Annotated in this window: 19 protein-coding genes; 13 read left to right on the forward strand and 6 right to left on the reverse strand. The window is 71.7% G+C overall.

Features of this window, described 5'->3' with window-relative positions; all coding sequences use genetic code 11:
- Positions 1-27 precede the first annotated feature (27 nt).
- The 3 genes from OG702_RS03770 to OG702_RS03780 all read left to right on the forward strand — a co-directional run bounded on the left by OG702_RS03770 (position 28) and on the right by OG702_RS03780 (position 2328).
- Positions 28-954 (forward strand): ABC transporter ATP-binding protein, encoded by a 927-nt coding sequence (locus OG702_RS03770; protein ID WP_327287443.1) that lies wholly within the window; start codon positions 28-30, stop codon positions 952-954.
- A complete protein-coding gene (locus tag OG702_RS03775; RefSeq protein WP_327287444.1) occupies positions 944-1750 on the forward strand; it encodes an ABC transporter permease in 807 nt (268 codons plus the stop codon). Before OG702_RS03770 ends, OG702_RS03775 begins: the two co-directional genes overlap by 11 nt.
- Positions 1751-1914: 164 nt before the next feature.
- Positions 1915-2328: a hypothetical protein gene (locus OG702_RS03780; protein ID WP_327287445.1), complete on the forward strand. Its 414-nt coding sequence runs from the start codon at positions 1915-1917 to the stop codon at positions 2326-2328.
- Positions 2329-2434: 106 nt separating this feature from the next.
- On the opposite strand, the gene OG702_RS03785 is transcribed toward OG702_RS03780, so the two are convergent.
- A complete protein-coding gene (locus OG702_RS03785; RefSeq protein ID WP_327287446.1) occupies positions 2435-2653 on the reverse strand; it encodes a hypothetical protein in 219 nt (72 codons plus the stop codon).
- 464 nt (positions 2654-3117) lie between these two features.
- On the opposite strand from OG702_RS03785, the gene OG702_RS03790 reads away from it, so the two are divergent.
- Positions 3118-4158, forward strand: coding sequence for an MBL fold metallo-hydrolase (locus OG702_RS03790; RefSeq protein WP_327287447.1), 1041 nt, complete (start codon positions 3118-3120; stop codon positions 4156-4158).
- Positions 4159-4200: 42 nt separating this feature from the next.
- Here the strand turns inward: OG702_RS03790 and OG702_RS03795 are convergent, their stop codons facing one another.
- On the reverse strand, positions 4201-4842 hold the full coding sequence (locus tag OG702_RS03795) for a cysteine hydrolase (RefSeq protein ID WP_327287448.1): 642 nt from the start codon (positions 4840-4842) through the stop codon (positions 4201-4203).
- A 202-nt stretch (positions 4843-5044) separates the two neighbouring features.
- Between OG702_RS03795 and OG702_RS03800 the strand changes: the two genes are divergently transcribed.
- The 4 genes from OG702_RS03800 (at position 5045) to OG702_RS03815 (ending at position 7988) form a co-directional block, all read left to right on the forward strand.
- Positions 5045-5884, forward strand: coding sequence for a YhjD/YihY/BrkB family envelope integrity protein (locus tag OG702_RS03800; RefSeq protein WP_327287449.1), 840 nt, complete (start codon positions 5045-5047; stop codon positions 5882-5884).
- Positions 5885-6100: 216 nt separating this feature from the next.
- Positions 6101-6931, forward strand: a complete 831-nt coding sequence (locus tag OG702_RS03805; protein WP_327287450.1) for a serine/threonine-protein kinase — start codon at positions 6101-6103, stop codon at positions 6929-6931.
- 93 nt (positions 6932-7024) lie between these two features.
- Positions 7025-7402: a hypothetical protein gene (locus tag OG702_RS03810; protein WP_327287451.1), complete on the forward strand. Its 378-nt coding sequence runs from the start codon at positions 7025-7027 to the stop codon at positions 7400-7402.
- Between the two features lie 271 nt (positions 7403-7673).
- Complete coding sequence (locus tag OG702_RS03815) at positions 7674-7988, forward strand: PadR family transcriptional regulator (RefSeq protein WP_327287452.1); 315 nt, start codon at positions 7674-7676, stop codon at positions 7986-7988.
- An 8-nt stretch (positions 7989-7996) separates the two neighbouring features.
- On the opposite strand, the gene OG702_RS03820 is transcribed toward OG702_RS03815, so the two are convergent.
- The 3 genes from OG702_RS03820 to OG702_RS03830 form a co-directional block, all read right to left on the reverse strand.
- The gene (locus OG702_RS03820; protein WP_442814687.1) at positions 7997-9286 is read right to left on the reverse strand and encodes an APC family permease; all 1290 of its coding nucleotides are present in this window, start codon (positions 9284-9286) and stop codon (positions 7997-7999) included.
- Positions 9287-9433: 147 nt separating this feature from the next.
- Positions 9434-10327, reverse strand: a complete 894-nt coding sequence (locus OG702_RS03825) for a helix-turn-helix domain-containing GNAT family N-acetyltransferase (RefSeq protein WP_327287454.1) — start codon at positions 10325-10327, stop codon at positions 9434-9436.
- A 114-nt stretch (positions 10328-10441) separates the two neighbouring features.
- A complete protein-coding gene (locus tag OG702_RS03830) occupies positions 10442-11740 on the reverse strand; it encodes a serine hydrolase domain-containing protein (RefSeq protein ID WP_327287455.1) in 1299 nt (432 codons plus the stop codon).
- Positions 11741-12206: 466 nt separating this feature from the next.
- Between OG702_RS03830 and OG702_RS03835 the strand changes: the two genes are divergently transcribed.
- From OG702_RS03835 to OG702_RS03855, 5 genes are all read left to right on the forward strand, one after another.
- Entirely contained in the window at positions 12207-13697 is a 1491-nt protein-coding gene (locus OG702_RS03835; RefSeq protein ID WP_327287456.1) for an arabinofuranosidase catalytic domain-containing protein, read from the forward strand.
- Between the two features lie 152 nt (positions 13698-13849).
- Positions 13850-15361: an MFS transporter gene (locus OG702_RS03840; RefSeq protein WP_327287457.1), complete on the forward strand. Its 1512-nt coding sequence runs from the start codon at positions 13850-13852 to the stop codon at positions 15359-15361.
- Positions 15358-15909, forward strand: coding sequence for a TetR/AcrR family transcriptional regulator (locus OG702_RS03845; protein WP_327287458.1), 552 nt, complete (start codon positions 15358-15360; stop codon positions 15907-15909). The genes OG702_RS03840 and OG702_RS03845 overlap by 4 nt, the downstream gene beginning before the upstream one ends.
- 712 nt (positions 15910-16621) lie before the next feature.
- Positions 16622-17698 carry an IS110 family transposase gene (locus OG702_RS03850; protein WP_327293072.1) on the forward strand — a complete coding sequence of 359 codons (1077 nt, stop codon included), beginning with the start codon at positions 16622-16624 and terminating at the stop codon, positions 17696-17698.
- A gap of 375 nt (positions 17699-18073) precedes the next feature.
- Entirely contained in the window at positions 18074-21430 is a 3357-nt protein-coding gene (locus OG702_RS03855; protein ID WP_327287459.1) for a GH92 family glycosyl hydrolase, read from the forward strand.
- Between the two features lie 75 nt (positions 21431-21505).
- On the opposite strand, the gene OG702_RS35360 is transcribed toward OG702_RS03855, so the two are convergent.
- A complete protein-coding gene (locus OG702_RS35360; protein ID WP_442814291.1) occupies positions 21506-23137 on the reverse strand; it encodes a carbohydrate binding domain-containing protein in 1632 nt (543 codons plus the stop codon).
- Between the last annotated feature and the right edge of the window lie 49 nt (positions 23138-23186).

The raw sequence follows: 23186 nt of genomic DNA on the forward strand, positions 1-23186 counted from the left end.
GGGGATCCGGGGACGGGGTGGTGGGCGATGCTGGCGGTTCACGAGTTGCGCAAGAGCTACGGCGCGCGGGCAGCGCTGGACGGTTTCAGCCTGGAGGTGCGGCCGGGCGAGGTCGTCGGGCTGATCGGGCACAACGGGGCGGGCAAGACGACGTTCGTCGAGATCGTCACCGGCCTGGTGCGGGCCGACGCGGGAAGCGCCAGGGTGTGCGGGGTCGACGCGCTGGACAGGCCGCGCGAGGCCCGCGCCCTGCTCGGCGTGGCACCGCAGGAGCTGGCCCTCTACCCGGAGGTGACCGTTCGTGAGCACCTGCGGCTGTTCGCCGGCCTGGCCGGCCTGCGCCGGTCGGCGGCGGCCCGCGCGGTCGCCAGGACCGCCGCGGACCTGATGCTCACCGACGTGCTCGACCGCCGGTGCGGCGTGCTGTCCGGCGGCCAGCGCAGGCGTACCCAGGCCGCCACCGCACTGGTCGGCGATCCGCCGGTGCTGCTGCTCGACGAACCCACCGCCGGCGCCGACCCGCAGACCCGCACCGCCCTGCTGTCCGCCGTCCGGGCTCGCGCCGCGGCCGGCGCCGCCGTCGTCTACACCACCCACTACCTGCCCGAACTGGTCGACCTCGACGCCACGTTGGCGGTGGCGCGGGCCGGCCGGGTGGTGGCCAGAGGGTCCCGCGCCGAGCTCACCGCGGACCTGCCCGGCGAGATCCACATGACCCTCGACCCGGCCCTGCCGCGCCCGGACCTGCCCGCGCCGCTGGCTGCCCGTACCCGGCTGGACGCCGGGGACCGCCTGCGCATCGTCACCCGAGACCCGTCGGCCGACCTCGCCGTGCTGCTGGCCTGCGGCTGCGCCCCCACGGCCGTGGACGTGCGCCGCCCGGACCTGGACGCCCTCTACGCCACCCTCGCCACGTCCGGCGCCGCCACCGAGGAGGCCGGCCGTGCCGCATGACCTGCCGCCCCGCCGCGAGCCCGGCCCCGGCGCCCCTGTCGGCCGGGGGCCCCGGCTGCTGCGGACCGGGATACTGGTCCGCCACAACACCCGTCTGCTGCTGCGCGATCCCGGTCCGCTCATCGGGCGGATCCTGATGCCCGTCCTGGTGATGCTCGCCCTGCGCCCCCTCTACGTGGCCGCCGAGGGCCCGGCGGGCGCGGGGCAGGCGGCCGTCGGCGCGCTGGTGACCTTCTCGCTGCTGGCGCTGTCGATCGTGGGCGGCTCGATACTCTCGGAACGGGCCTGGCACACCTGGGACCGGCTGCGCGTGGCGCCGGTGCGTCCGCTCGAACTCCTCGTCGGCAAGGCGGTGCCGATCGCCGGTGTGCTCGCCGTGCAGCAGGCCGTCGTCCTCACTGTCGGCGTCGCCGTCTGCGGGGTGAGCGTCGACTCCCCCGGCCTGCTCGGTCTGGCCTGCGCCGCCTGGGGTCTGGCGCTGCTCGGCATGGGGAGTGCCGTCGGCGTCACCGCCCGCAGCTTCGGCCAGTTGACCGCGACCTTCGACATCGGCGGCTTCTGCCTGACCACCGTCGGCGGCGCCATGGTGCCGCTGGCCGTCCTGCCAGGGTGGATCAGGACCGTCGCCCCCGCGTCCCCCGGCTACTGGGCGGCCACCACGATGCAGCACGCCTCGGCGGGTGACACGGCCGGTACGCTCCGCGGCGTCGCGGTCCTCCTCGCGGTGGCCCTGCTGGGCGGGGCGCTGGCTGTCCGGCGGGTCCGCCGCGGCTGGGGCCGCGGGCACGTGTCCTGAGCGGTGCGCTTGCTGGGGCGCGGGCGCTCGTACGCCTGATGGCGGAGGGGGCCGGGTCCGCGGGGCGTAGGCACGGCGCGAGGGGCGGACAGGGCGGGACCGGGTCGATAGTGTTCGCCGGCGAACGCCGCCAACGCCGTGGCGGTGTGGGCCGAGGGGGAATCATGAAGCGCACGGCATCGGTCGCTCTGCTGTTGCTGCTCACCGTCTGCGGGTGCGGTCCGAGCAAGTCCGCCTCGGATCAGGCTCCCTCGTCCGCACCTGCCGCGACGACCGCCGCGACCGTTGCGGCGACGACCGCGGACACCGGTGCGTCCGACGGCAAGAACCCGGTGGACGGGCCGCAGTTCTGCGCCTTCCTGGGGAAGCTGGAGCCCAGGCTCAAGAGCGATGGTTCCGCGGCGGGCGCCGAGGCCGACCTGGCGGTCGAGCTGGCGAACTGGATCGGCGAGCACCCTGGCCAGAAGCCGCGCACGGCCGCGGACCTCGACAGCGCGTCACAGCAGTCGTGCCCGAAGACCCGCACGGCGGCACTGGCCGACCTGCACGCGGGCAGCTTCGACGAAGCACTCGGCTGATCCGCGGAGCGCGGCAGCCGGAAGAGCGCGGCAAGGGAACGTGCCGGGAGGCGCCGTCCCGTCCGGCCCGAGGGTCCGCACCGCCCCCGGGTCCGTCGGCCGCAGCTCAGCTGAAGATGTAGCAGCCTGCCCAGACGTTGGGATTTCCCGCGCCCTGGAACGAGGCGTTCTCGTTGTAGGTGTGGGCCAGCCTGTCGGCGTACCAGTTGGCACTGATCGCGTCGCAGCTGCCCTTGTAGTTGCTGTTGTAATAGATGACCTCGAATTCCTGGCCGCCGGTCGGCGTCCGGGCCCAGACGTTGGCAGAGGCCGCGTTGTTCTTCACGACCTGCCCTTTACCCGCACCCGCGCTCAGGAACTTGTTGTTCGCGAAGTCGTTGTCGCTGCCGAAGAGGGAGGTGTGGGAACCCAGCTGGGAACTGCTGTAGAAGAGCGTCAGGCAGAGGTCCCAGATCGGCTCGCAACTTGCCCCGGACTCCTGGGATGCTGACGCGGTGCCGGCTGTGGCGAGGCTGGAGGCGCACAGGATCGCGGTACCGCGCCGACCTCACAGAAGGCGGGCATGGTCCTCACCGGGAATCCTCCGTGGAATGTGGAATTACGCTTTCCCTGCCGAGAATGAGCGGCCTATCCGAGTGCGTGTCAGTTCGACGCTGAACCATACGGATATCATAGCGTCAACGAACTCAAAAGTTCCGGTCGGGAAATGCGGATCGAAGCGAAGCGGCAGGTCGCTCCGGCTCGCAGGCTGCGATTGCGGGTGCGGGGATCCCGGGTGAGACTGGATGAATGTGTATCGGTGGTGTTCCCGCTGACCACGCCGAAGGGGTGCTGCACGACTTCGAGCCGCGCATGCCCGTACCGCTGGTCCCGGTCGACTCGGTGACGGTCACGTCGGTGATGGACAACATCACCGACGTGCTCATGCCCGACCAGGGGCCCGCCCGGCGGCCGCGCCCCGGCACCGGGGGCAGCGTTCCGGTCGCGACCATGGTCGACGGACGGGGTCCCGACCCGCTGCGGGCGGAACACGGATACTCCGCCCTGATCACCGTGGTCAAGGCCGGTCGCGAGCACCGGTTCCTCTTCGACACCGGCACGAGCCCGGACGGTGTCGTGGAGAACCTCCGCCGACTCAAGGTCGATCCGACCTCCATCGAGGCGATCGTGTGCAGCCACGGCCACTTCGACCACACGACGGGCCTGGACGGTCTGATCCGGGTACTGGGCGGGCGGGTCAACCTGCCGGTGCTGATCCACCCCCACTTCTGGCGCCGCCGCCGGCTCACGGTGCCCGGCAGCGAGCCGGTGGAGATCCCGACGACGAGCCGGCGCGCCCTGGAAGAGGCCGGATTCACGGTGATCGAGGAGCAGCAGCCCAGCTTCCTCTTCGACGGCTCCGTCCTGATCACCGGCGAGGTGCCGCGGACCACCGGTTACGAACCGGGCTTCCCGCCGCAACAGGCCCTGCTGGACGGGGCGTGGGAAGCCGATCCGCTGGTCCTCGACGACCAGGCGATGATCGTCGACATCAAGGACAAGGGGCTGATGGTCGTCACCGGCTGTGGGCACTCCGGCGTGGTGAACATCTGCCGCTACGCGCGGCGCCTCACGCAGGACCGGCCGATCCACGCCGTCATCGGCGGGTTCCATCTCGGCGGGCCGCTGTTCGAGCCGCTGATCCCGCGCGTGATGGCGGACCTGTCGGAGATGACCCCGTCGATGCTCATGCCCGCGCACTGCACCGGCTGGCGGGCGCAGCACGCGATGTCGCGCCGCTTCCCCGAGGCGTTCGTCCCCAACACCGTCGGCACGGTCGTCTCCTTGTGACCGGCCCGGCCGCTCCTGTGCTGGCCGGAGGGCGGCCGGGAATCAGCGGGCGGCGAGTACGGCGCGGAACTCCTCGCTCGTCGCCAGCAGGGAGTCACCGGCGAAGCGCAGTGCCGCCAGTGATCGCTCGGCGGCCTCGACGTTGCCGGCCCCGCAGGCATCGGTGACCACCACCGGGATGTAGCCCAGGTCCGCCGCGTGACGGACGGTGGGTTCGATGCCGATCTCCATGGCGGCCCCGACGACGGCCACGGTCGTGATGCCGCAGTCCCGCAGGGCGATGTCGAGCCATGTGCCCTCGAACGCCGACATGGTGATCTTGTCCAGCACCGCGTCGCGCTCCGTCGGCCGCAGCTCGGGGACGATCTGCGTCTGCGCCGCGTCCGGCGGGAAGGGCGAGACCACCCCGGCCGAAGTGTCGGTCCGCTGCCAGCCACGCCACATGCGCAGCTGGGAGACACCCATCAGCTCGACGGGGAGGGTGATGTGGCGCAGGAAGAACGTACGGACCCCGGCGGCCCGGGCGGCGTCGACCACGGCCGCCGCCGTGCTGATGACCCGGTCACGCTCGCTGATCTGGTCCATGACGCCGACCTGCATGTCGTACACCAGCAGGGCCAGTCGCCGCGGATCGCACGCCTCCTGAAGAGAACGCGGGACGCCAAGGCCGTTTCGCTCATCCACGGGCGCGACGCTACCGCGCTTCCGCTGTCACGATCACGCCTACGCGCGGATCGAGCCGGATCCGACGGGCGGCAGTCACCGTCATCTCAGGCGTGACCTGCACTGACGCAGGATCGCGGGAAGGACGGCGCCGGTGAATTGCGCGCTCGGGTCCTCGTGTCGTCAGGGGGAGCTGATACGGCCGAGAGGATAGGAAGAGGGGGTGAGCCACGAGGACGAAGCCACATCCGGGCGAGGACGCCGATGGCGCCGGTGGAAGAGGCGCTGGGACTCGTCCTCCGCCGCGCTGGTGGTGCGCCGGGGCGTCGAGATGGAGCTGATGGCCCGGGCGCTGAGCTTCGCCGCCCTCAGCCTGCTCACGCTGCTGCCCCTCCTGACCCTCGTCGGCGCCGTCGACCCGCACAGCGGTCTGGGAGCGGGGAAGTTCCTGGGGCGAGTCCTGGGCCTGTCCCCCTCGTCCCGGACACGCATCGCCGAGGTGGTCGTCAGTCCGGCGCAGGCGTTGCGCCGGACCACGGCGTTCGGGATCGCCGTGCTCGCCGCGTTCGGTCTCACCTTCGGCACGGCGCTGCAGACGGGGTACGAGAAGGCGTGGGAGCTGAAGGCCGCCCACTGGCACTCGCTGTGGCGCCACATCATCTGGCTCGCGCTCTTCGTCGGCTTCCTGCTCGTCGCCGTCACGGCGCTCGCTCACGGCACGAGCGTCGGCGAGCAGGCCCTCGGGGTGGTGCTCACCGTGGTCGTCTCGCTGTTCTTCTTCTGGTGGTCCCAGCGGTTCCTGCTCGTCGGACGCGTGAGCTGGCGGGCCCTGCTGCCGGGGGCGGTGGCCACGACGCTGGGCCTGATCGGTCTGCGGATCTTCTCCGGCCTCGTCTTCTCCCCGCTGATCGCCTCGAACGCCGTGACCTACGGGCCGGTGGGCACGATCCTGGTCGTCCAGTCCTGGCTCACCGGCGTCGGCTTCGTCGTCTACGGCGGCGCGATCCTCGGACGGGTGCTGCATCAGCGCCACACGGCGGAAGGCCGGGCGGGCGGGACATGAGTGCGGCCGCGCCCGGTGCGGCTGCACGGCCCGCTCGGCGGGCCCAGGGCGGTCAGGAGGCACGGCGACCCCGTCGAACCGGGCTCGCGCGCGGCGGTCCGTCCGCGACCTCGCGCGGGCCGGCTCCGGTAGGTGCTGTACGCCGGCCGGGCGTGCGCCGCGGTCCGCCGGGTACGCGGTCCCCGTCGTGTATCACCTGCCCGAAGGAGCTGCCCCATGCCGGATTCCTCGCGGGGGGAGCTGCCTGCGGGCGAGCCGGGCGCCGAGGTCCTGGCCGGTCGCTACCAGGTGGAGGGATATCTGGGACAGGGAGGTACCGCGGACGTCTTCCTGGCGACGGATCTGCGTCTGGGCCGCACGGTGGCCGTGAAGCGGTTCCGTCCGGGTACCAGCGCGGTGGTCGAGGACCGCTTCTGCGAGGAGGCCGTCCTGCTGGCCCGGCTGCGCCATCGGAATCTGGTGACCGTCTACGACGCCGGCCGCGACGCACAGGGCGCGTATCTGGTGGTCGACCACATCGACGGCTCCACCCTGCGCGAGCGGATCGCGGCCGGTCCACTGCCGTACGGCGACGTCGTACGGCTCGGCCGCCGCCTGTCGTCGGCACTGGCGCACGTGCACGCCGCCGGCGTGGTGCACCGCGACATGAAGCCGACCAACGTCCTGCTGAACGCGGACGGGGAGCCCTTTCTCGCCGATTTCGGAGTGTCACGCCCGATCGACGAAGCCACCCGCGCCGAACCGGGCACGCTCGTGGGCACCGTGGCCTACATGGCCCCCGAGCAGATCCTCGGCAAGGGTTCAGCACCGGCCTCCGACGTCTACTCGCTGGGGCTCGTCCTGCTCGAATGCCTCAAGGGCGCGCGGGAGTTCCAGGGCACGCTGCCGGAGGCCGCATACGCCAGAGTGCTGAGGTCCCCGGAGACCGGGGGGGATGTGCCCGAGCCCCTGCGGCCGATCCTGGAGGCGATGACACGCTCCGACCCGGCGTCACGACCCGGTGCGGACGAGTGCGCCGCACTCTTCCGCTCGGCCCCCGACACGTAGGTGCGCCCGCCTGCCACCGTGCCGGTGCTCGTGGCACCAGGGGCAGCGGCCGCCGCCGGATCGCCACAACGCCGCTGGATACGGCGGCGACGCGTGCCGCTCGCCCTGGCGGCCACGACTGCCGCCGCGCTGATGGCGGCGGGCATCGTTCTGCTGGTGACGGCGGGCGGCCATCACGCCCCGGATACGGCCGACGACCGGCCCGCGACGGCCACGTCGCCGGCGACGACGCCCAGCAGCCCGCGGCCGGTGACCGCGACCCGTACGCCCCGCCGGACCACGTCTCCCGTCGACCCGTCGCGGGGCCCCACGCGGGCAGCGGCCGTCGCGCGACCGGGCGGACCGGGTCACGGCCCCCAGGCCCCGCCGGCTCCCGACCACGGCCACGGCCCCGGCAAGGACCCGGGCCCGGGCAAGGGCAAGGGCAAGGGCAAGGGTCTGGCGAAAGGCAAGCCCGAGGGGAAGGGCTGAGGAGGGACGCGGTTCACCGCGCCCCGAGGCAGGGAACGAGGCGCCAGCCCCCGGACCGAAGCGGCAGGTAGGTGCCAAAGCCGTGGCCAATTGCGCTGCCCCTCGGGCGCATCGCGGCCGGCGGGCATGATCCGGTCGCCCCGACCGCGGCGGCCGTCGCGTGACGGCCGGGCCCTTCGCGGGCGGGCAGGAGGCTCGTTGCCGCGCCCGTAGTATCGAGGCCCGATATCGGATGCGTCACCGGTACGGCGAGAGCGGAGGCGGTGGACGGGTGGGGGAGTTCCAGCGGGCCGCGGTGCGACTGCACATCCTGCATCACGCGGCGCAGGAGGAGATCCACGGCGCGTGGATGACCCGGGAACTGGCCGGCCACGGCTACCGGATCAGCCCCGGCACCCTCTATCCCACGCTGCACCGGCTGGAGTCCGACGGGCTGCTGACCTCCGAGCAGCGGATCGTCGACGGCCGCGGCCGTCGGGTGTACCGGGCGACCGAGGCGGGCAGGGCGGCGCTGGAGGAGGACCGCCGGGCGCTGGCCGAACTGGCCCGCGAGGTGCTGCCCGGCACCGACCACCCCCGGCCGTGACCGGCCTGTCAGGCGTGTCCGGTGGCTTTGCGTACGCCGTAGGAGCCCGCGCCGGCCGCGATCACCGCGGCTCCCACCAGGACCGATGCCGGTGGCAGCGCGAAGGCCAGGACGAGGCAGCCGGCCGAGCCGACGACCGGCACGATCGGCGCGGGCCGCCCCTCGGCGGGGCTGAGGGTCAAGGCCGAGGCATTGGCGACGGCGTAGTAGGCCAGTACCCCGAAGGAGGAGAAGCCGATGGCACCGCGGACGTCCGTGGTGGCCGCCAGGACCGCGACGACGGCCCCGACCGCCGACTCGGCGCGGTGCGGCACCTGGAAGCGGGGGTGGACGGCAGCCAGGGCATGGGGCAGGTGCCGGTCCCTGGCCATCGCCAGGGTGGTGCGCGAGACTCCGAGTATCAGGGCGAGCAGTGACCCCAGCGCAGCGACGGCCGCGCCGGCCCGCACGACGGGGCCGAGTCCCGGCACGCCGGCGGCGCGTACGGCTTCGGCGAGCGGTGCGGAGGCGTGGGCGAGCCGTTCCGGGCCGAGCACCAGCAGGACGGCGACGGCGACGGCCGCGTACACGACCAGTGTGATGCCCAGTGCCAGCGGGATCGCCCGGGGGATGGTCCGCTGCGGGTCACGGACCTCCTCGCCGAGGGTGGCGATGCGCGCGTAGCCGGCGAAGGCGAAGAACAGCAGCCCGGCGGCCTGCAGTACCCCGCCGAAGCCGACGTCGGAGGCGATCCGGAGGTGGGCGGACCCGGCGGTGCCGCCGCTCACGCACGCGACCACCACGGCGGCGAGAACCGCCAGCACGACCGCCACGACTCCCCTGGTCAGCCAGGCCGACTTCTGGACGCCCAGGTAATTCACCGCGGACAGTGCCACCACGGCGGCGACCGCGACGGCATGTGCCTGCCCGGGCCACACGTAGGAACCGACGGTGAGGGCCATCGCCGCGCACGAGGCGGTCTTGCCGACCACGAAGCCCCAGCCGGCCAGGAACCCCCAGAACTCGCCGAGCCGCTCCCGCCCGTAGACGTAGGTCCCGCCGGACCGCGGGTAGCGCGCGGCCAGCCGGGCGGAGGAGGTGGCGTTGCAGTAGGCCACCACCGCGGCGAGCCCGAGGCCCAGCAGCAGTCCTGACCCGCCCGCCGCCGCGGCCGGCGCGAGCGCGACGAAGACGCCCGCGCCCACCATCGAGCCGAGCCCGATCACCACGGCGTCGAAAACGCCCAGGTGCCGCTTCAGCTCGCCGGCCCCGGCGGCCGGTGCCGGAGTGCCGCCCGCCTCGGCCGGCGTCGCGGGCATACCCATCGCTCACTCCTCGATCGCGGTTCCGGCTCTACGGAAGCCGATATCGGTGCACGATATAAGACGGGTCCTTCCCGGACGCCGGGGAGCCGTGCTGCCTGTGGCCGGCGGTGGCACGCAGCGCGCGAAGGCTGGTAGCCCCCGTCACTCCGGTGCGGTGAGCCGCTTCTCGAACCAGTGGTGGGCGTACGGCTCGTCGTTGAAGGCGGCGACCTCCTGGAAGCCGAAGGAGTGGTAGAGGCTGATCGCCGCGTCGAGCGCCTTGTTGGTGTCCAGGCGCAAGGTGTCACAGCCGTGCCGGGCCGCCCGCTCCTCCAGCTCGGCCAGGAAGCGGCGGCCGAGTCCGAGCCTGCGGGCACGGGGGGCGACCCACATGCGCTTGATCTCCGCCGGCGCCCCGGGCGGCAGCTTCAGACCGGCACAGCCGACGGGCTCGCCGTGCAGCCGGGCGACCAGGAACAGGCCGCGTGGCGGCCGGAGTTCACCGGCGTCGGGCAGCAGGCTGCGGGCAGGGTCGAACCCGCTCTCGAAACGCTCCTGCATCTCGGCGAAGTAGGACGACAGGCAGTGCTGGGCCTGCGGATGGTCGGGGTCGACGACGTCCAGCGTGACGGAGGCGGCGGTCAGCAACCGCTCGACCTCGGCCATCGCCGCGACCAGCCGCGCTCGCTGTGCGGGGTTGAGCGGCTTGAGGAGGGAACCGGCGAGCTCGTCGCTGCGGGCGTCGAGCACGGCGCGCGCCGCCCGGCCCTCGGCGGTGAGCCGCGCGATCCGCACGCGCCTGTCCTCGGGCTGCGGCTCCACCGTCAGCAGGCCCTCGGTCTCCAGGGAGCGCAGCAGCCGGCTGGTGTAGCCGGAATCGAGCCCGAGACGCTCCCGCAGGCGTCGCACGTCCTGGCCCCGCTCGCCGATCTCCCAGAGCAGCCGGGCCTCGCCGATCCGCCGGCCGCAGCCCAGGTAGTGATCGTGCAGCACGCCCGCGCGCTCGGTGACCGTGCGGTTGAACCGCCGTACTTGTTCGATCTCCGTCGCATCCATTCTCTGACTCTAGTCAGATAACCTCGTGCGAGGCGAGCGGCGGACCCCCTGCGCCGCGATGCCGGCGGGCCCCCACCGTGAGAACGGTGGGGGCCCGCGTCGTGGGCGGTCGGGTCAGTGGCGCAGGGGAGCGGGGGCGAGGCCGGTGGTCTCCTCCTGGGCGACGTGGGTGGCGGCCGTGGCGGACTTGCGGGTGGCGGCGGGAGACGCGGGGGCGCCGCAGAAGACCGGGTCGAGGGCGGTGCGTTCGGCGGCGAAGACGTCGGAGTTGTTGGACGCGTCGGCCGAGACGGTGAGCTGCCGGGAGCCGTCCTTCGTTGTGTAGGAGTACGTCTGGTAGCCCTGGAGGATCCCGTCGTGGCCGTACACCTGGGTGCCGCAGGACAGGGTGTACTGGCGTATGCCGAGGCCGTAGAAGGAGGTGCCGGTGGTGTCCGCCGGCTGCGTGGTCTCCATCTCCGCGAGCTGCGCGGCGGGCAGCAGCGCGCCGGAGGTGAGGGCGCGCCAGTACCGGTTGAGGTCGGCGGTGGTGGAGATGGCCGCGCCGGCCGTCCAGATCCACGAGGCGGTCTGCTCGGTGGCGTCGAACAGCGGCTTGGAGCGGTCGTCCTCGGTGAGGTAGCCGACGGCGTGCGGGCCGGGGATGTCGGTGCGGGGCACGACGAACCCGGTGGCGGTCAGACCCGCGGGCCGCAGGATCCGGTCGGTGAGGACCTTCGCGAACGGCTCCCCGGTGAGGTGCTCGACGAGCAGGCCGAGCACCACGAAATTCGTGTTGGAGTACTCGTACTGGCTGCCGGGCGTGAACTGCGAGCCGTGCGTCAGCGCTCCGGCGACCAGATCGGCGGGGGCGTAGGTCCGGTAGCGGAACTGCTGGTAGCCGGTGACGGTGTCGCCGACCAGGATGCCGGGCAGGTCGTTGCTGTAGTCGTACAGGCCGCTGGTGTGGTCGAGCAGTTGCCGCACGGTGATCGGCGACCCGGCCGGCAGCACTCCCCCGGGCAGGTACGCGGTGGCGGGCGCGTCGAGGTCGACCTGGTGGCGGGCGACGAGTTGCAGGGTGAGCACGGCGGTGAAGTTCTTGGTGATGCTGCCGACCCGGAAACGTCCCCGGGGATCCACCGGCGCCTGGGTGGCCAGGTCGCCGGTACCCGTGCTGACCGTCCCGCCGGCGCCGCCCCGGTCGCTCACGAGCGCGAAGGCGCCGGGCGAGCCTGCCGCGACGACACCGGCCAACGCCTGTCGTAGACCGGGGTAGTCGGGCGCCGGACCGGAGGCCGCGGGTGCGGCGCCCGCCGGACCCGCGGCGAGCAGTACCGAGGCGGCGGCCGCAGACGCGACGGCGGCCGAGGCGGCACGAAGGCGGCGCCTGCTGCGGGAAGGGCGGGTGGAACCAAGGGATCGGGTGGACAAGACGGAACTCCAGTTCTTTGCCGGGACGATCGGGACGGCCGCGCCGGCGGCCGATGATCACTACAGGTAAAGACGTCCCGGGGACGCGACTTTGTTACGCCCCCGTGGCGGCCGGGCCGGTCCGGGCGGCCGCGGCGACGGCTCCCCGGCCGACCGGCCTCACCGCCTGTTTCGCTCACTTTGTACATAAGGCCCCGCAGAACAGGGCCGCCTTTACCGCAAAGACCTTTCAAAATAGCCATTGTCGCGGGGCCGCGTTTTGACTTACGCCTAGCACCGGCTGAATATGTGTGCTGCGCCACAGGGACGCCGCCATTTGCAGCGAGTCGAGCACAACCGGCGATCTCCGACCGCGCCCGACGATGAGCGGGGCCGTGATCCGGCTCAACGCCACGGGCGGAATGGCACCATCACATTTCCGGAGGCATTTGTGCTGGTCATACCCACACTCCGACGCCGGACGCGGTTGCTCCTCGCGTTCCTGCTCGCGGTGGCGATCGCGGTGCCGGTCTTCGGCACGACGGCGACGCCGGCCAGGGCGGCTTCGTCGGGGCCCTGCGACGTCTACGCGTCCGGTGGCACGCCGTGCGAGGCGGCGTACAGCACCACCCGGGCGATGTTCACCTCGTACAACGGCCCGCTTTACCAGGTCCAGCGCGTCTCGGACAGCAAGACCTTGAACGTCGGCCTCGCGTCGGCGGGCGGGGTGGCCAACGCGGCGCCGCAGGTCTCCTTCTGCTCCGGCACGACGTGCACCATCACCCAGCTGTACGACCAGACGTCAAACGCCAACAACCTGCCGATCTCGCCGGGCAGTTCCTGCTCCGGCTGCTCGGGCAGCCTGTCCGGTCCCGGCCCGAACGGCTCGGACGTCGGCGCCGACGCGATGGCCCTGCCGATCACCGTCGGCGGCCACGACGCCTACGGCGTGCTGGTCGACAACATCGGTACCGGATACCGCAACAACGCCGCCAAGAACGTGCCCACCGGCTCGCAGCCCGAGGGCATCTACATGCTCACGTCGTCGAACATCACCAGCGGAAGCTGCTGCTTCGACTTCGGCTCGGCCGAGACCAACGACTCCGACGACGGCAACGCGACCATGAACGCGATCTACTACGGCTCGGCCTGCTGGACCGGCGGCTGCACCGGATCGGGCCCGTGGGTCGGCGGCGACCTCGAGAACGGCATGTACTTCAGCGCGGCCGGCCCCAACCCGTCGAACATCCCCAGCGAGACCGGTTCTTTCCTGTCCGCGTGGGAGAAGAACAACGGCACGACGAACTTCACGCTGAAATACGGCAACGGGCAGTCCGGCGGGCTGACGCAGGCGTACTCCGGCGCCCTGCCCAACGGCTACAACCCGATGAAGGTGCAGCCCTCGGTCGAACTGGGCACCGGCGGTGACAACAGCCCGGAGGGCACGGGTGAGTTCTTCGAGGGCGCCGTCACGAAGGGCTTCCCGAGCGACGCGACCGAGAACTCCGTGCAGGCCAACATCACCGCGGCCGGCTACAGCAACAACACCACCTCGTTCCCGCCGCCCACCGTGTCCGTGATCAGCCTCAAGGCCCACGCCAACGGCAAGTACGTGGACGCGGCGAACAGCACCACCTCGCTCATCGCCGACGCCACCTCGGTCGGCACGAACGAGACCTTCACCATGGTCGCCAACAACAACGGCACCGTGAACCTGAAGGCGCGCTCCAACAACAACTGGATCACCGCCGAGAGCAACGGGAACTCGCCGCTGGTCGCCAACCGCGGTGCGCCCGGGCCGTGGGAGACGTTCTACCTCATCCACAACCCCGACGGCAGCGTCAGCTTCCGCGCCTACAACAACCAGCACATCGTCACGGCCGAGAACGCGGGCGCCGCGGCGCTGATCGCCAACCGCACCGCGATCGGCCCCTGGGAGGAGTTCGACCTCGGCCACGTCGCCCTCCAGGCCGGCTGAGGCCTCCACCGCGACGGACACGGCGGCTGTCCCTGCCCTGGTGACGGGCGGGGACAGCCGCCTTTCGCAGCCCTGGCGTCCTTTTTGCATCTGCCGGCGCAGCTATGTCATCGTGTGAAGACATCATGCGATGACAAGCTGGGAGAGTGTGGATGACCGCCGGACGCGTAGGGCCTGACCTGCGGCAGCGTGCGTTGGTTCCGGTGCTGGTGTTCCTCGGCACAGTGGTGGCCGTGATCAGCAGCCTCGGGGCTCCGCTGGTGCCGACCATCGCCGACGTGGACCACGTCTCGCTGGCCGACGCGCAGTGGTCGCTCACGATCACGCTGCTGGTCGGATCGGTCGCCACGCCCGTGCTGGGACGGCTGGGCGACGGGCCGCACCGGCGCAGGGTGGTGCTGGGGGCGATCGCGGTGGTGCTGGCCGGCAGCGTGCTGGCGGCGCTGCCGCTCGGATTCGGTTACCTGGTCGCCGGGCGCGGGCTCCAGGGGGTGGGCCTCGGGCTCATCCCGCTGGCCATCGCCACCGCACGCGACGTGCTGCCGGCCGATCGGTCACGCCCGGCGGTGGCGCTGCTCTCCATCACCACCGTGGCCGGCGTCGGCCTCGGCTACCCGCTCACCGGGCTGATCACCGAGTCGCTGGGCATCCACGCGGGCTTCTGGTTCGGAGCGACCATCAGCGGCCTCGCCCTGCTGGCCGCCGCGCTGGTCGTCCCCGGGGTCGGCGCACGGGAGAAGCGGCCGCTGGACGCCCCGGGGGCGGCGCTGCTCGCCCTCGGACTGGCCTCGCTGCTGCTCGCGCTGAGCGACGGCGAGGTGTGGGGCTGGACCTCGGCCCGGGTGCTCGCCCTGGTCCTCGTCGCACTGGCCCTGCTGGTCGGCTGGAGCCTCCACGAGCTGCGCACCGCCCACCCGCTGGTGGACCTGCGGACGCTGCGCAACCGGTCGGTACTGACCGCCAACGTCGCCGGGTTGATAGCCGGTGTGGCGATGTACATGCTGATGTCGATGGTCACCCGCTTCGTGCAGACCCCGAGCGCCACCGGCTACGGCTTCGGCACCTCCGTGCTGGTCACCGGGCTGGTGCTGCTGCCCTTCTCCGCCGCGAGCGTGGCCTCCAGCAAACTGGTGCCGCTGCTGACCCGGCGGACCTCCGCGGCGATGGTGCTGCCCATCGGCTGCGGGATCTCGCTGCTGTCGATGGTGGTCTTCCTGCTGGCCCGGGGCAGCCTGTGGGAGCTGTTCCTGGTCATGGGTGTCGCCGGACTCGGCGTCGGATGCACCTTCGCGGTGATGCCGGGACTGATCGTCAACGCGGTGCCCGCGCACGAGACCGGCAGCGCCATCAGCTTCAACCAGGTGCTGCGCACCATCGGCTACACCACCGGCAGCGTGCTGAGCGCCGTCGTCCTGGAGGCGCACACCGCCTCCGGCCGCCTGCTGCCGGCCAACAGCGGCTACCAGGCCGCCGCCTGGCTGGGGTGCGCGATCTGGGTCGTCACCGCCGTCGTCGCGGTCGTCCTGCCGGGGCGGGCCACCGCGGCGCGGCGGACCGTGGCCCCCGTGCCCGTGGACGAGGAGATCCTGATGGACGAGAGCATCGCCGACGCGGAGACCGTCGAGGACAGCGTCACCCCGGCACCGGGGCGGTCCGGCCGGTGAGCCCCACCAGACGGCGCGACTCCACCCGCAGCCGGCAGCTGCTGCTTGAGGCGGCGGCCGGCCTGTTCGCCGAGCGCGGCTTCGACCGCAGTACGACCAGGGAGATCGGCGAACGCGCCGGCGTCGACCCGGCGCTGATCGCCCGCTACTTCGGCGGCAAGGCGCAGCTGTACATCGCCGTCCTCGACCTGGACCGGGCCAGCGCCAGGCCCGCCGACCTGCTGGAACCCGAACGCAACCTGATGCTGGTCAACGGCGTCGCCCAGCGCGGCCCCGGCCCGGTCTTCCGGGCCGCGGTCACCCCCCTGGAGGACCCCGCAGTCCAGGCCGCCGCCGCGAGCCAGCTGCACTGGCGGCTGGTGGACCCGCTGCGCGAACGCTTCACCCGTGAGGGCCTGGACCGCCCCCAACTGCGGGCGGAGATCGCGGTGGCGGCCTTCGTCGGCATCGTCCTGTCCCGCCACGGGGGCGCGTTCACCGCGCTGGCCGAGGCCGGCACGGACGAGGTCGTCCAACTGGTCCTGGACCTGCTCGACCAGGGCCGCTGAGCCCCCCGCTCGCCCCCGGGGCGTCCGGCGCCGAGCGGCCGGCCCGGATATCACGTTCGACTGGCAGGCCGCCAGCGCCAGCGCGTGGACGTCGTAGCCAGGGACGTTCCTGGACTTCCGGATCGGATCCCCGCTGTCGTCGATCTCATACGTGGCGACGGCGGCGGTATCCACCGGAGCGGGATAGCCGGCCGCGATACACGGAATCGCCATGACCACGACGTCCGTCGCGTTCTTCGCACCTTTCGACCGGCCAGGGACGAGCTGACCGACTATCGATCGATGATAATTCCACGTCACCCTCTTGCTCACATCCGGTCCCGCCGCACCGGGATTTTGAGCCGACGGAAGCGCCGAATCATATATCTGGCGGTACTGGCTGGGGTTGAGGAACCCTTCACCCGGTGGAATCCAGTGCCGCGGTCGCCGGCATCGGGGCACTGGGCGAGAGCGTGGTCAACGCGATCTCCAACTGACAGTGATGATGTTCGTGGTGACGCTACGGGTGGGCCTGACTCGCCAACTGACTGACGTCTCGACTGTCCTGTTTGGGATTTGTCGGCCCGCCGGGCGTCACCACGCACGCGGCCGGACGGGCGCTTGTGACTTCATAGGAGCTTGGTCCAGAAGCCCCGTCACTGTCTTGTCCACCCGCCCGACCGGCGCGTGCCGCCCTCGGAACGGACACGCCACAAGGACGGACATGACCAGCATGACGCACGACGGCCCGCAGATCACCGGCGGAGTCGACACCCACGGCCTGACCCACCACGCGGCGGTGATCGACACCATCGGCCGGCACCTGGCTGACCAGGAGTTCCCGGCCACGATCCGCGGCTACCGGGATCTGCTGGCCTGGATGCGTTCACTCGGCGAGCTGGCCGCGGTGGGTGTGGAGGGCACCGGCGCCTACGGGGCCGAACTCGCCCGGGTGCTCACCGCCGCAGGAGTCACAGTCATCGATGTCGACCGTCCGGACCGCAAAACCCGGCGGATGAAGGGCAAGTCCGACCCGATCGACGCCTACGCCGCCGCGACAGCCGTACTGTCCGGGCGGGCCACCGGCACCCCCAAGAGCCGGGACGGCGTGGTCGAGGCCGTGCGCGTGCTGCGGACCGCTCGCCGCAGCGCGGTCAAGGCCCGCACCCAGGCGATGAACCAGATCCGGGGCCTGCTGGTCTCGGCGCCTGCGATGCTGCGCGAGCAGGTCGCGGGAGTGGACCGGGCCACGCTGATACGCACGCTCGCCCGGCTGCGGCCCGGCGACGACCTGTCCCGCCCGCTGACCGCCACCCGGGCAGCCCTGCGCCGCCTGGCCCGCCGCCACCAGGCGATGGACGCCGAGATCGCCGAGCTGGACGCGGAACTCGGTCCGCTGACCCGGCAGGCCGCTCCCGCACTGCTGGAACTGTTCGGCGTCGGCCCCGAAACCGCCGGCCAACTGCTGGTCTCGGCCGGGGACAACCCCGAACGTATGCGTTCGGAGGCCGCCTTCGCGCACCTGGCCGGGGTCGCACCGATCCCGGCATCCTCCGGCCGCACCCACCGCCACCGCCTCAACCGAGGCGGCGACCGGGCCGCGAACAACGCCCTGCACACCATCGTGCTCGTCCGCATGCGCTACGACGAGCGCACCCGCACCTACGTCGAACGCCGCACCAAGGAAGGCCTGTCCAAAAAGGACATCATGCGCTGCCTCAAACGATTCGTCGCCCGCGAGGTCTACCGCGCCCTGACCAGCACACCGACCGAACAAGCCACACAAACCGACCTTGCTCCTGCCGCTTGACATCTATAGGAGCATCCCCCAAATCGCGATCACTTCCGCACGGCAGCCACGGCCGTCCGTCCCGGTCGGACAACCGGTACAAAGCCCCGGGCTCATGGCGACGTTCGAGTTCGCCTTGATGCGTCCGGTTCCGCCTCGCGGCGACGCTGTCGGCGGGGCCCGCCGCGCGCCCGCCAACTCGCCTTGAACCGCCCGCACTTGCCGGGCGGGGGCGGGCTGCGGCGAGCTGACCAGGAGAAGGTCAAGGTCTTGACAACGTGACAAAGGCCGGAGGAGCATCGCTTGCTGTTGCGATGACAACGTTGTCCAGCTCGGCAGGCACCCCACCCCCTCCCCCGGGGTGCCTCTCCTCCCCGTACGTCCGAAGGGCAGGAAATGTCAGTCAGATTCCCCTCACCCGGCGGAAGAACCCGTCTGCTGCATCGGGTCGCCACCGCGGCCACCGCCGCCACCGCGCTGCTCGGTCTCGGCCTCGGGGCGCAGAGCGCCGGTGCCGCGTCCCCGGGTGCCGCGCCGGCCGACCCGGCCTCGTACGTCAACCCGCTGATCGGCAGTTCGAACGCCGGGAACACCTACCCCGGCGCCGTCGAGCCGTTCGGCATGCTCTCCTGGAGCCCGCAGACCTCGACGGGCAACCAGTTCTCCAACCCGGCCCCGGGCGGCTACCGCTACGACGCCACCAGGATTCGCGGCTTCAGCCTCACCCACCTCAACGGCGTGGGGTGTTCGGGGGCCAACGGCGACATCCCGATCATGCCGTTCGTCGGCGACGTGACCTCCTCGCCGAGTTCCGACACGGGCGACGCGGTCTACGCGAGCACCTTCTCGCACGCCAACGAGACGGCGCAGGCCGGCTTCTACAAGGTCGCCCTCGACAGCGGCGCCACCGCACAGCTGACCACCACCGACCGCACCGGCACGGGTGAGTTCGGGTTTCCCGCGGACAAGCCGGCCAGCATGCTGCTGCGCACCTCCAACTCCGAGAGCGGCAGCAGCGCGGCCAGCGTCGACGTCGACGCCGCCACCCGCACGGTGACCGGCTCGGTCGACGCCGGCAACTTCTGCGGCCCGCAGAGCGCCAACAACCGGCACGACGTCTACACCCTGCACTTCACCGCCCACTTCGACCAGCCGTTCGCGAAGGTCGGTACCTGGACCGACGGCACCCTCGCCCCCGGCTCCACCTCCGCCGACGGCGGCACCGGCTACAACAGCAGCGGCAACCCCACCGCGGGCAAGGGTTCCGGCGCGTACATCACCTTCCCCGCCGGCACCCATGACGTGCAGGTGAAGGTCGCCATCTCCTACGTGAGCACCGGCGGCGCCGAGGCCAACCTCCGCGCGGAGAACCCGCCGTCGCGCTCCTTCGACTCCGTGCGCGCGAGCGCGAAGGCCGACTGGAACGCGGCGTTGCGCCGCATCGCGGTCTCCGGCGGCAGCCCCGACCAGTTCAGCACCTTCTACACCGCGCTCTACCACTCGATGCTGGAGCCCACGCTCACCAGCGACGTGGACGGGAGATACCTCGGCGGGGACCGCGCGGTCCACAAGCTCGCCAAGGGCCAGCACGCCCAATACGGCACCTTCTCCGGCTGGGACCAGTACCGCGCCCAGGTGCAGCTGCTGACGCTCCTGCAGCCGAGGATCGGCAGCGACTACGCCCAGTCGCTCTTCAACTACGCCACCCAGCGCGGCGGCGAGTGGGACCGCTGGCTGCTGGAGAACGGCAAGACCAGCATCATGTCCGGTGACCCCTCGGACGCGGCGCTGGCCGGCATCTACGCCTTCGGCGGCCACGACTTCGACGTCAAGGGCGCCCTCGCCTCGCTGGTCAAGGCCGCCACCGTGCCCACCGCCAACGACTCCGACAGCGCCGGCTGCAACGTCGAATGCGTCGGCCAGCGACCGGCGCTCGACCAGTACCTGAAGCTCGGCTACGTGCCGTCCGACGACTGCCACTGCTGGGGCGGCGCCGCCGAGACACTGGAGGACGCGGCGGCCGACTTCGGCCTGTCCGAACTCGCCGGCGCCGTCGGCGACAAGCCGGCGCAGAAGTCCTTCGCCGAGCGCAGCGGCAACTGGACCAACGTCTTCGACCCGAACGCGACCGCGCAGGGCGGCTACATGCGCGACCGCGACTCCGACGGCTCCTGGGCCGGTGCCACCTTCAGCCCCAGCACCGGGAACGGCTTCGTCGAGGGCAGCAGCGCCCGCTACAACTGGATGGTCTACTCCGACGTCGCCGGGCTCGCCCAGGCGATGGGCGGCGACGCGACCGCGATCCAGCGGCTCGACGCCTTCTTCCGAGCTCCCGACGGCACCTTCGACTTCTCGGCGCAGGACCAGACCCGTTACGACCCCACCAACGAGCCGGACATCAACGCGCCCTATCTCTACGACTACTTCGGCGCCCCCTACAAGACACAGCAGACCGTCCGTGCCGAGACCGACCAGCTGTGGACCGACACTCCCGGCGGCATCCCCGGCAACGACGACGCAGGCACCATGTCGTCCTGGTACGTCTTCTCCGCGCTCGGCCTCTACCCGCAGGTCCCCAGCCGCGCCGACCTGGTGCTGAGCACGCCGGTCTTCCCCAAGGCCGTGATCCGCACCGGTTCCGGCCACACCATCACCGTCAACGCCCCCCAGGCCTCCGCGAAGAACATCTACATCCAGGGCCTGCGCGTCAACGGCAAGAAGTCCGACCAGCCCTGGGTGCCGGCCTCCTTCACCACCCACGGCGGCACCCTCGACTACACCGTCGGCGCCACCCCCGACACCCGCTGGGGCAGCGCCGCCAAGGACGCCCCGCCGTCCTTCCGCACCGGTGAGGCCCCGTTCTTCGCGGCCGCCTCACCCACGTCGGTGAAGGTCGAGCCCGGCAGTTCCGCGACGACCTCGCTCGCGCTGTCGACCCTCCAGGACAAGAAGACCCGGGTGTCCTGGAGCGCCGACGCCCCGGCCGGCATCACCCTGTCGCCCTCGCGCGGCACGGTGACCGTGCCCGGGAGCGGCGCCACCAGCACCAAGGTGGCCGTCCGCGTCGACGCAGGCACCAAGCCAGGGGTCTACCGGGTGCCGTTCACCCTCACCGGTCAGCACGGCGCGAAGGCCCCGACCGTGTGGCTGAGTGTCACCGTCGGCGTCAAGGGTTCCGTCACCTGGTACGTCAACAGCAACGGCATCTCGTACGACGACGACGCTCCGAGCGCCAACTTCGACGGCGGCGGCTGGAGTTACTCCGCCAAGGCACTCGCAGCAGCGGGAGCCGTCCCGGGCGGGACCGTCTCGGCCGGCGGCTTCGACTTCACCTGGCCCGACGTCGCACCCGGAGCGCCCGACAACATCGTGGTGGGCGGCGGGGACCAGGTCCTGGACGTGTCCAAGACCTCGGCAGGAGCCACGAAGCTGAGCCTGCTCGGCAGCGCCGCCTTCGGCGACACGTCAGGCACCGTCACGCTCACCTACACCGACGGCACCACCCAGCAGGCAGAGATCGGCTTCAGTGACTGGACGCTCGGCGGCGGCGGAGGCACCCCCTCCTTCGGCAACACCGTCGCCGTGCACACCACTTACCGCGACGTCATGGGCGGCTCCACCGACCCGGTGGGCACCGATGTGTTCGCCACCGCGCCGACCGCCCTGCAGTCCGGCAAGCAGCTGGCATCCGTGACCCTGCCTGCCACCACGCAGGGCGGGGACATGCACGTCTTCGGCATCGCCACCGCGTGAGCGCTCCGCCGGGGTGACGCGCCTGCGCAACCGGCCGCCCCGGGCCGCACTCGGCCCGGGGCGGCCTGCCGCAGGTCAGCGTCCCTGGAGGGACTTGACGTTGTCGCCGAAGGACCAGCCCTTCGAGCCGTCCCAGTTGATCGACCAGGTCATGAGGCCCTTCAGCGAGCCGCTGAAGGAGTTCCACGCCTGGCTGACCAGGTTGGGCGCCATGTAGCCGCCGCCCGCCCCGGGTTGGGCCGGCAGGCCGGGGACCTGCTTGTCATAGGGGACCTTGATCGTGGTGCCCTGCACGACCAGGCCGCTGTTCAGGCAGCTCGTCTGCGCGGTGAAGCCCGCCACGGTGCCGGCCTCGTACGAGTCGCCGGAGCAGCCGTACATGCTGCCGTTGTAGTACTGCATGTTGAGCCACCACAGGCGGCCGTTGTCCGCGTACTTCTTCACGATCGGCAGGTACGCGCCCCAGATCGACCCGTAGGTGACGCTGCCGCCGGTGACGTACGCGGTCTCGGGGGCCATCGTCAGGCCGAAGCCCGCGGGCATCTGCGACAGCACGCCGTCGATGATGCGCTCCAGGTTGGCCTGCGAGGCGGACAGCGTCTTGATGTTGCCGCTGCCGGACAGTCCGGTCTCGATGTCGATGTCGATACCGTCGAAGTTGTACTTCTTCAGTATCGGCACGACGGTCGCCACGAAGCGGTCGGCGACGGTGCTCGAGGACAGGTCGATGCCGGCGGTCGCGCCGCCGATGGACATCAGGATCGTCACCCCCGCCGCCTTGGCCTGGCACATCTCGGCCGGCGTCGCGACCTTGACGCCGCTGTCCATGCCGTCCTGCCATTCGACCGTGCCGTCCGAGAGGATGACAGGGAAGGCGGCGTTGATGACGTTGTAGCCGTGCTGGGCGATCCGGCTGTCGGTGATAGGGGTCCAGCCGAGGCCGGGGTGGACGCCGTTCGCCGCGCCGTCCCAGTTCTCCCAGTATCCCTGCAGGACCTTGCCGGACGGCCGGGGCTTCGTCGCGCAGGTGGCACCGCCCGGCGGGGTGCTGGTGGGCGGTGTCGTGGTGGGCGAGGTGGTCGGGGAGGTGGGCGGCGTCCTGGTGGGCGAGGTCGTCGGTGACGTGGGCGGGGTGGTGGTCGGGGAGGTGGGCGGTGTGGTGCCGCTGCCGCCCGGCCCGGTGAGCGAGATGTCGTCCGCGTAGTAGGTGGGCTGCCCGTACCAGCCGTGCAGGTAGACGGTCACCGAGGTGGCGCTCGCGCCGGTGGTGAAGCTGAGGCTGAGCTGGGTGTACGAGGTGGCGCCCGGCGTCCAGGTGGACGGGTCGCCGGCGGCGCCGGTGCCGGTGGCGCCCAGGTAGACGTAGCTGCCCTGGACGAAGGCGCTCAGCGTGTACTGGGAGTTGGGCCGCACGCTGACGGTCTGGGTGCACTGGGCGTCGTCGGCACCGGTGGGCGTGGCCTTGAGCGCGGAGGCGCCGGAGTGCACCGGGCTGCTGACCGCGGCGCCGGATCCGCCGGAGCAGGTCCAGTTGGACAGCCCGCTCTCGAAACCGGGGTTCGCCAGCAGGTTCGTGGTGGCGGCGCCCGCCGCGCCGGAGACGGCCAGGGCGGCGGTGGCGCCGATGACGGCGGCCGCGCTCACCCCGGCGACGGTCCTTTTCCTGACGGCCGATCCGTGCTCGGCACGGCTCGTGTGACGGAACATGGTGTGCTCCCTTCTCGCCACATGCCCGAGGGCGCGGGCGAGTCGTGGG

The sequence above is a fragment of the Streptomyces sp. NBC_01198 genome, assembly GCF_036010485.1.
In the GTDB taxonomy this organism is placed as follows: Bacteria; Actinomycetota; Actinomycetes; order Streptomycetales; family Streptomycetaceae; genus Actinacidiphila.

Coding starts and splice junctions, on each gene's coding strand:
- OG702_RS03770 (WP_327287443.1), top strand. CDS start 28: ATGCTGGCGGTTCACGAGTTGCGCAAGAGCTACGGCGCGCGGGCAGCG.
- OG702_RS03780 (WP_327287445.1), top strand. CDS start 1,915: ATGAAGCGCACGGCATCGGTCGCTCTGCTGTTGCTGCTCACCGTCTGC.
- OG702_RS03790 (WP_327287447.1), top strand. CDS start 3,118: ATGTGTATCGGTGGTGTTCCCGCTGACCACGCCGAAGGGGTGCTGCAC.
- OG702_RS03805 (WP_327287450.1), top strand. CDS start 6,101: ATGCCGGATTCCTCGCGGGGGGAGCTGCCTGCGGGCGAGCCGGGCGCC.
- OG702_RS03820 (WP_442814687.1), bottom strand. CDS start 9,286: ATGCCCGCGACGCCGGCCGAGGCGGGCGGCACTCCGGCACCGGCCGCC.
- OG702_RS03825 (WP_327287454.1), bottom strand. CDS start 10,327: ATGGATGCGACGGAGATCGAACAAGTACGGCGGTTCAACCGCACGGTC.
- OG702_RS03840 (WP_327287457.1), top strand. CDS start 13,850: ATGACCGCCGGACGCGTAGGGCCTGACCTGCGGCAGCGTGCGTTGGTT.
- OG702_RS03850 (WP_327293072.1), top strand. CDS start 16,622: ATGACGCACGACGGCCCGCAGATCACCGGCGGAGTCGACACCCACGGC.
- OG702_RS03855 (WP_327287459.1), top strand. CDS start 18,074: ATGTCAGTCAGATTCCCCTCACCCGGCGGAAGAACCCGTCTGCTGCAT.
- OG702_RS35360 (WP_442814291.1), bottom strand. CDS start 23,137: ATGTTCCGTCACACGAGCCGTGCCGAGCACGGATCGGCCGTCAGGAAA.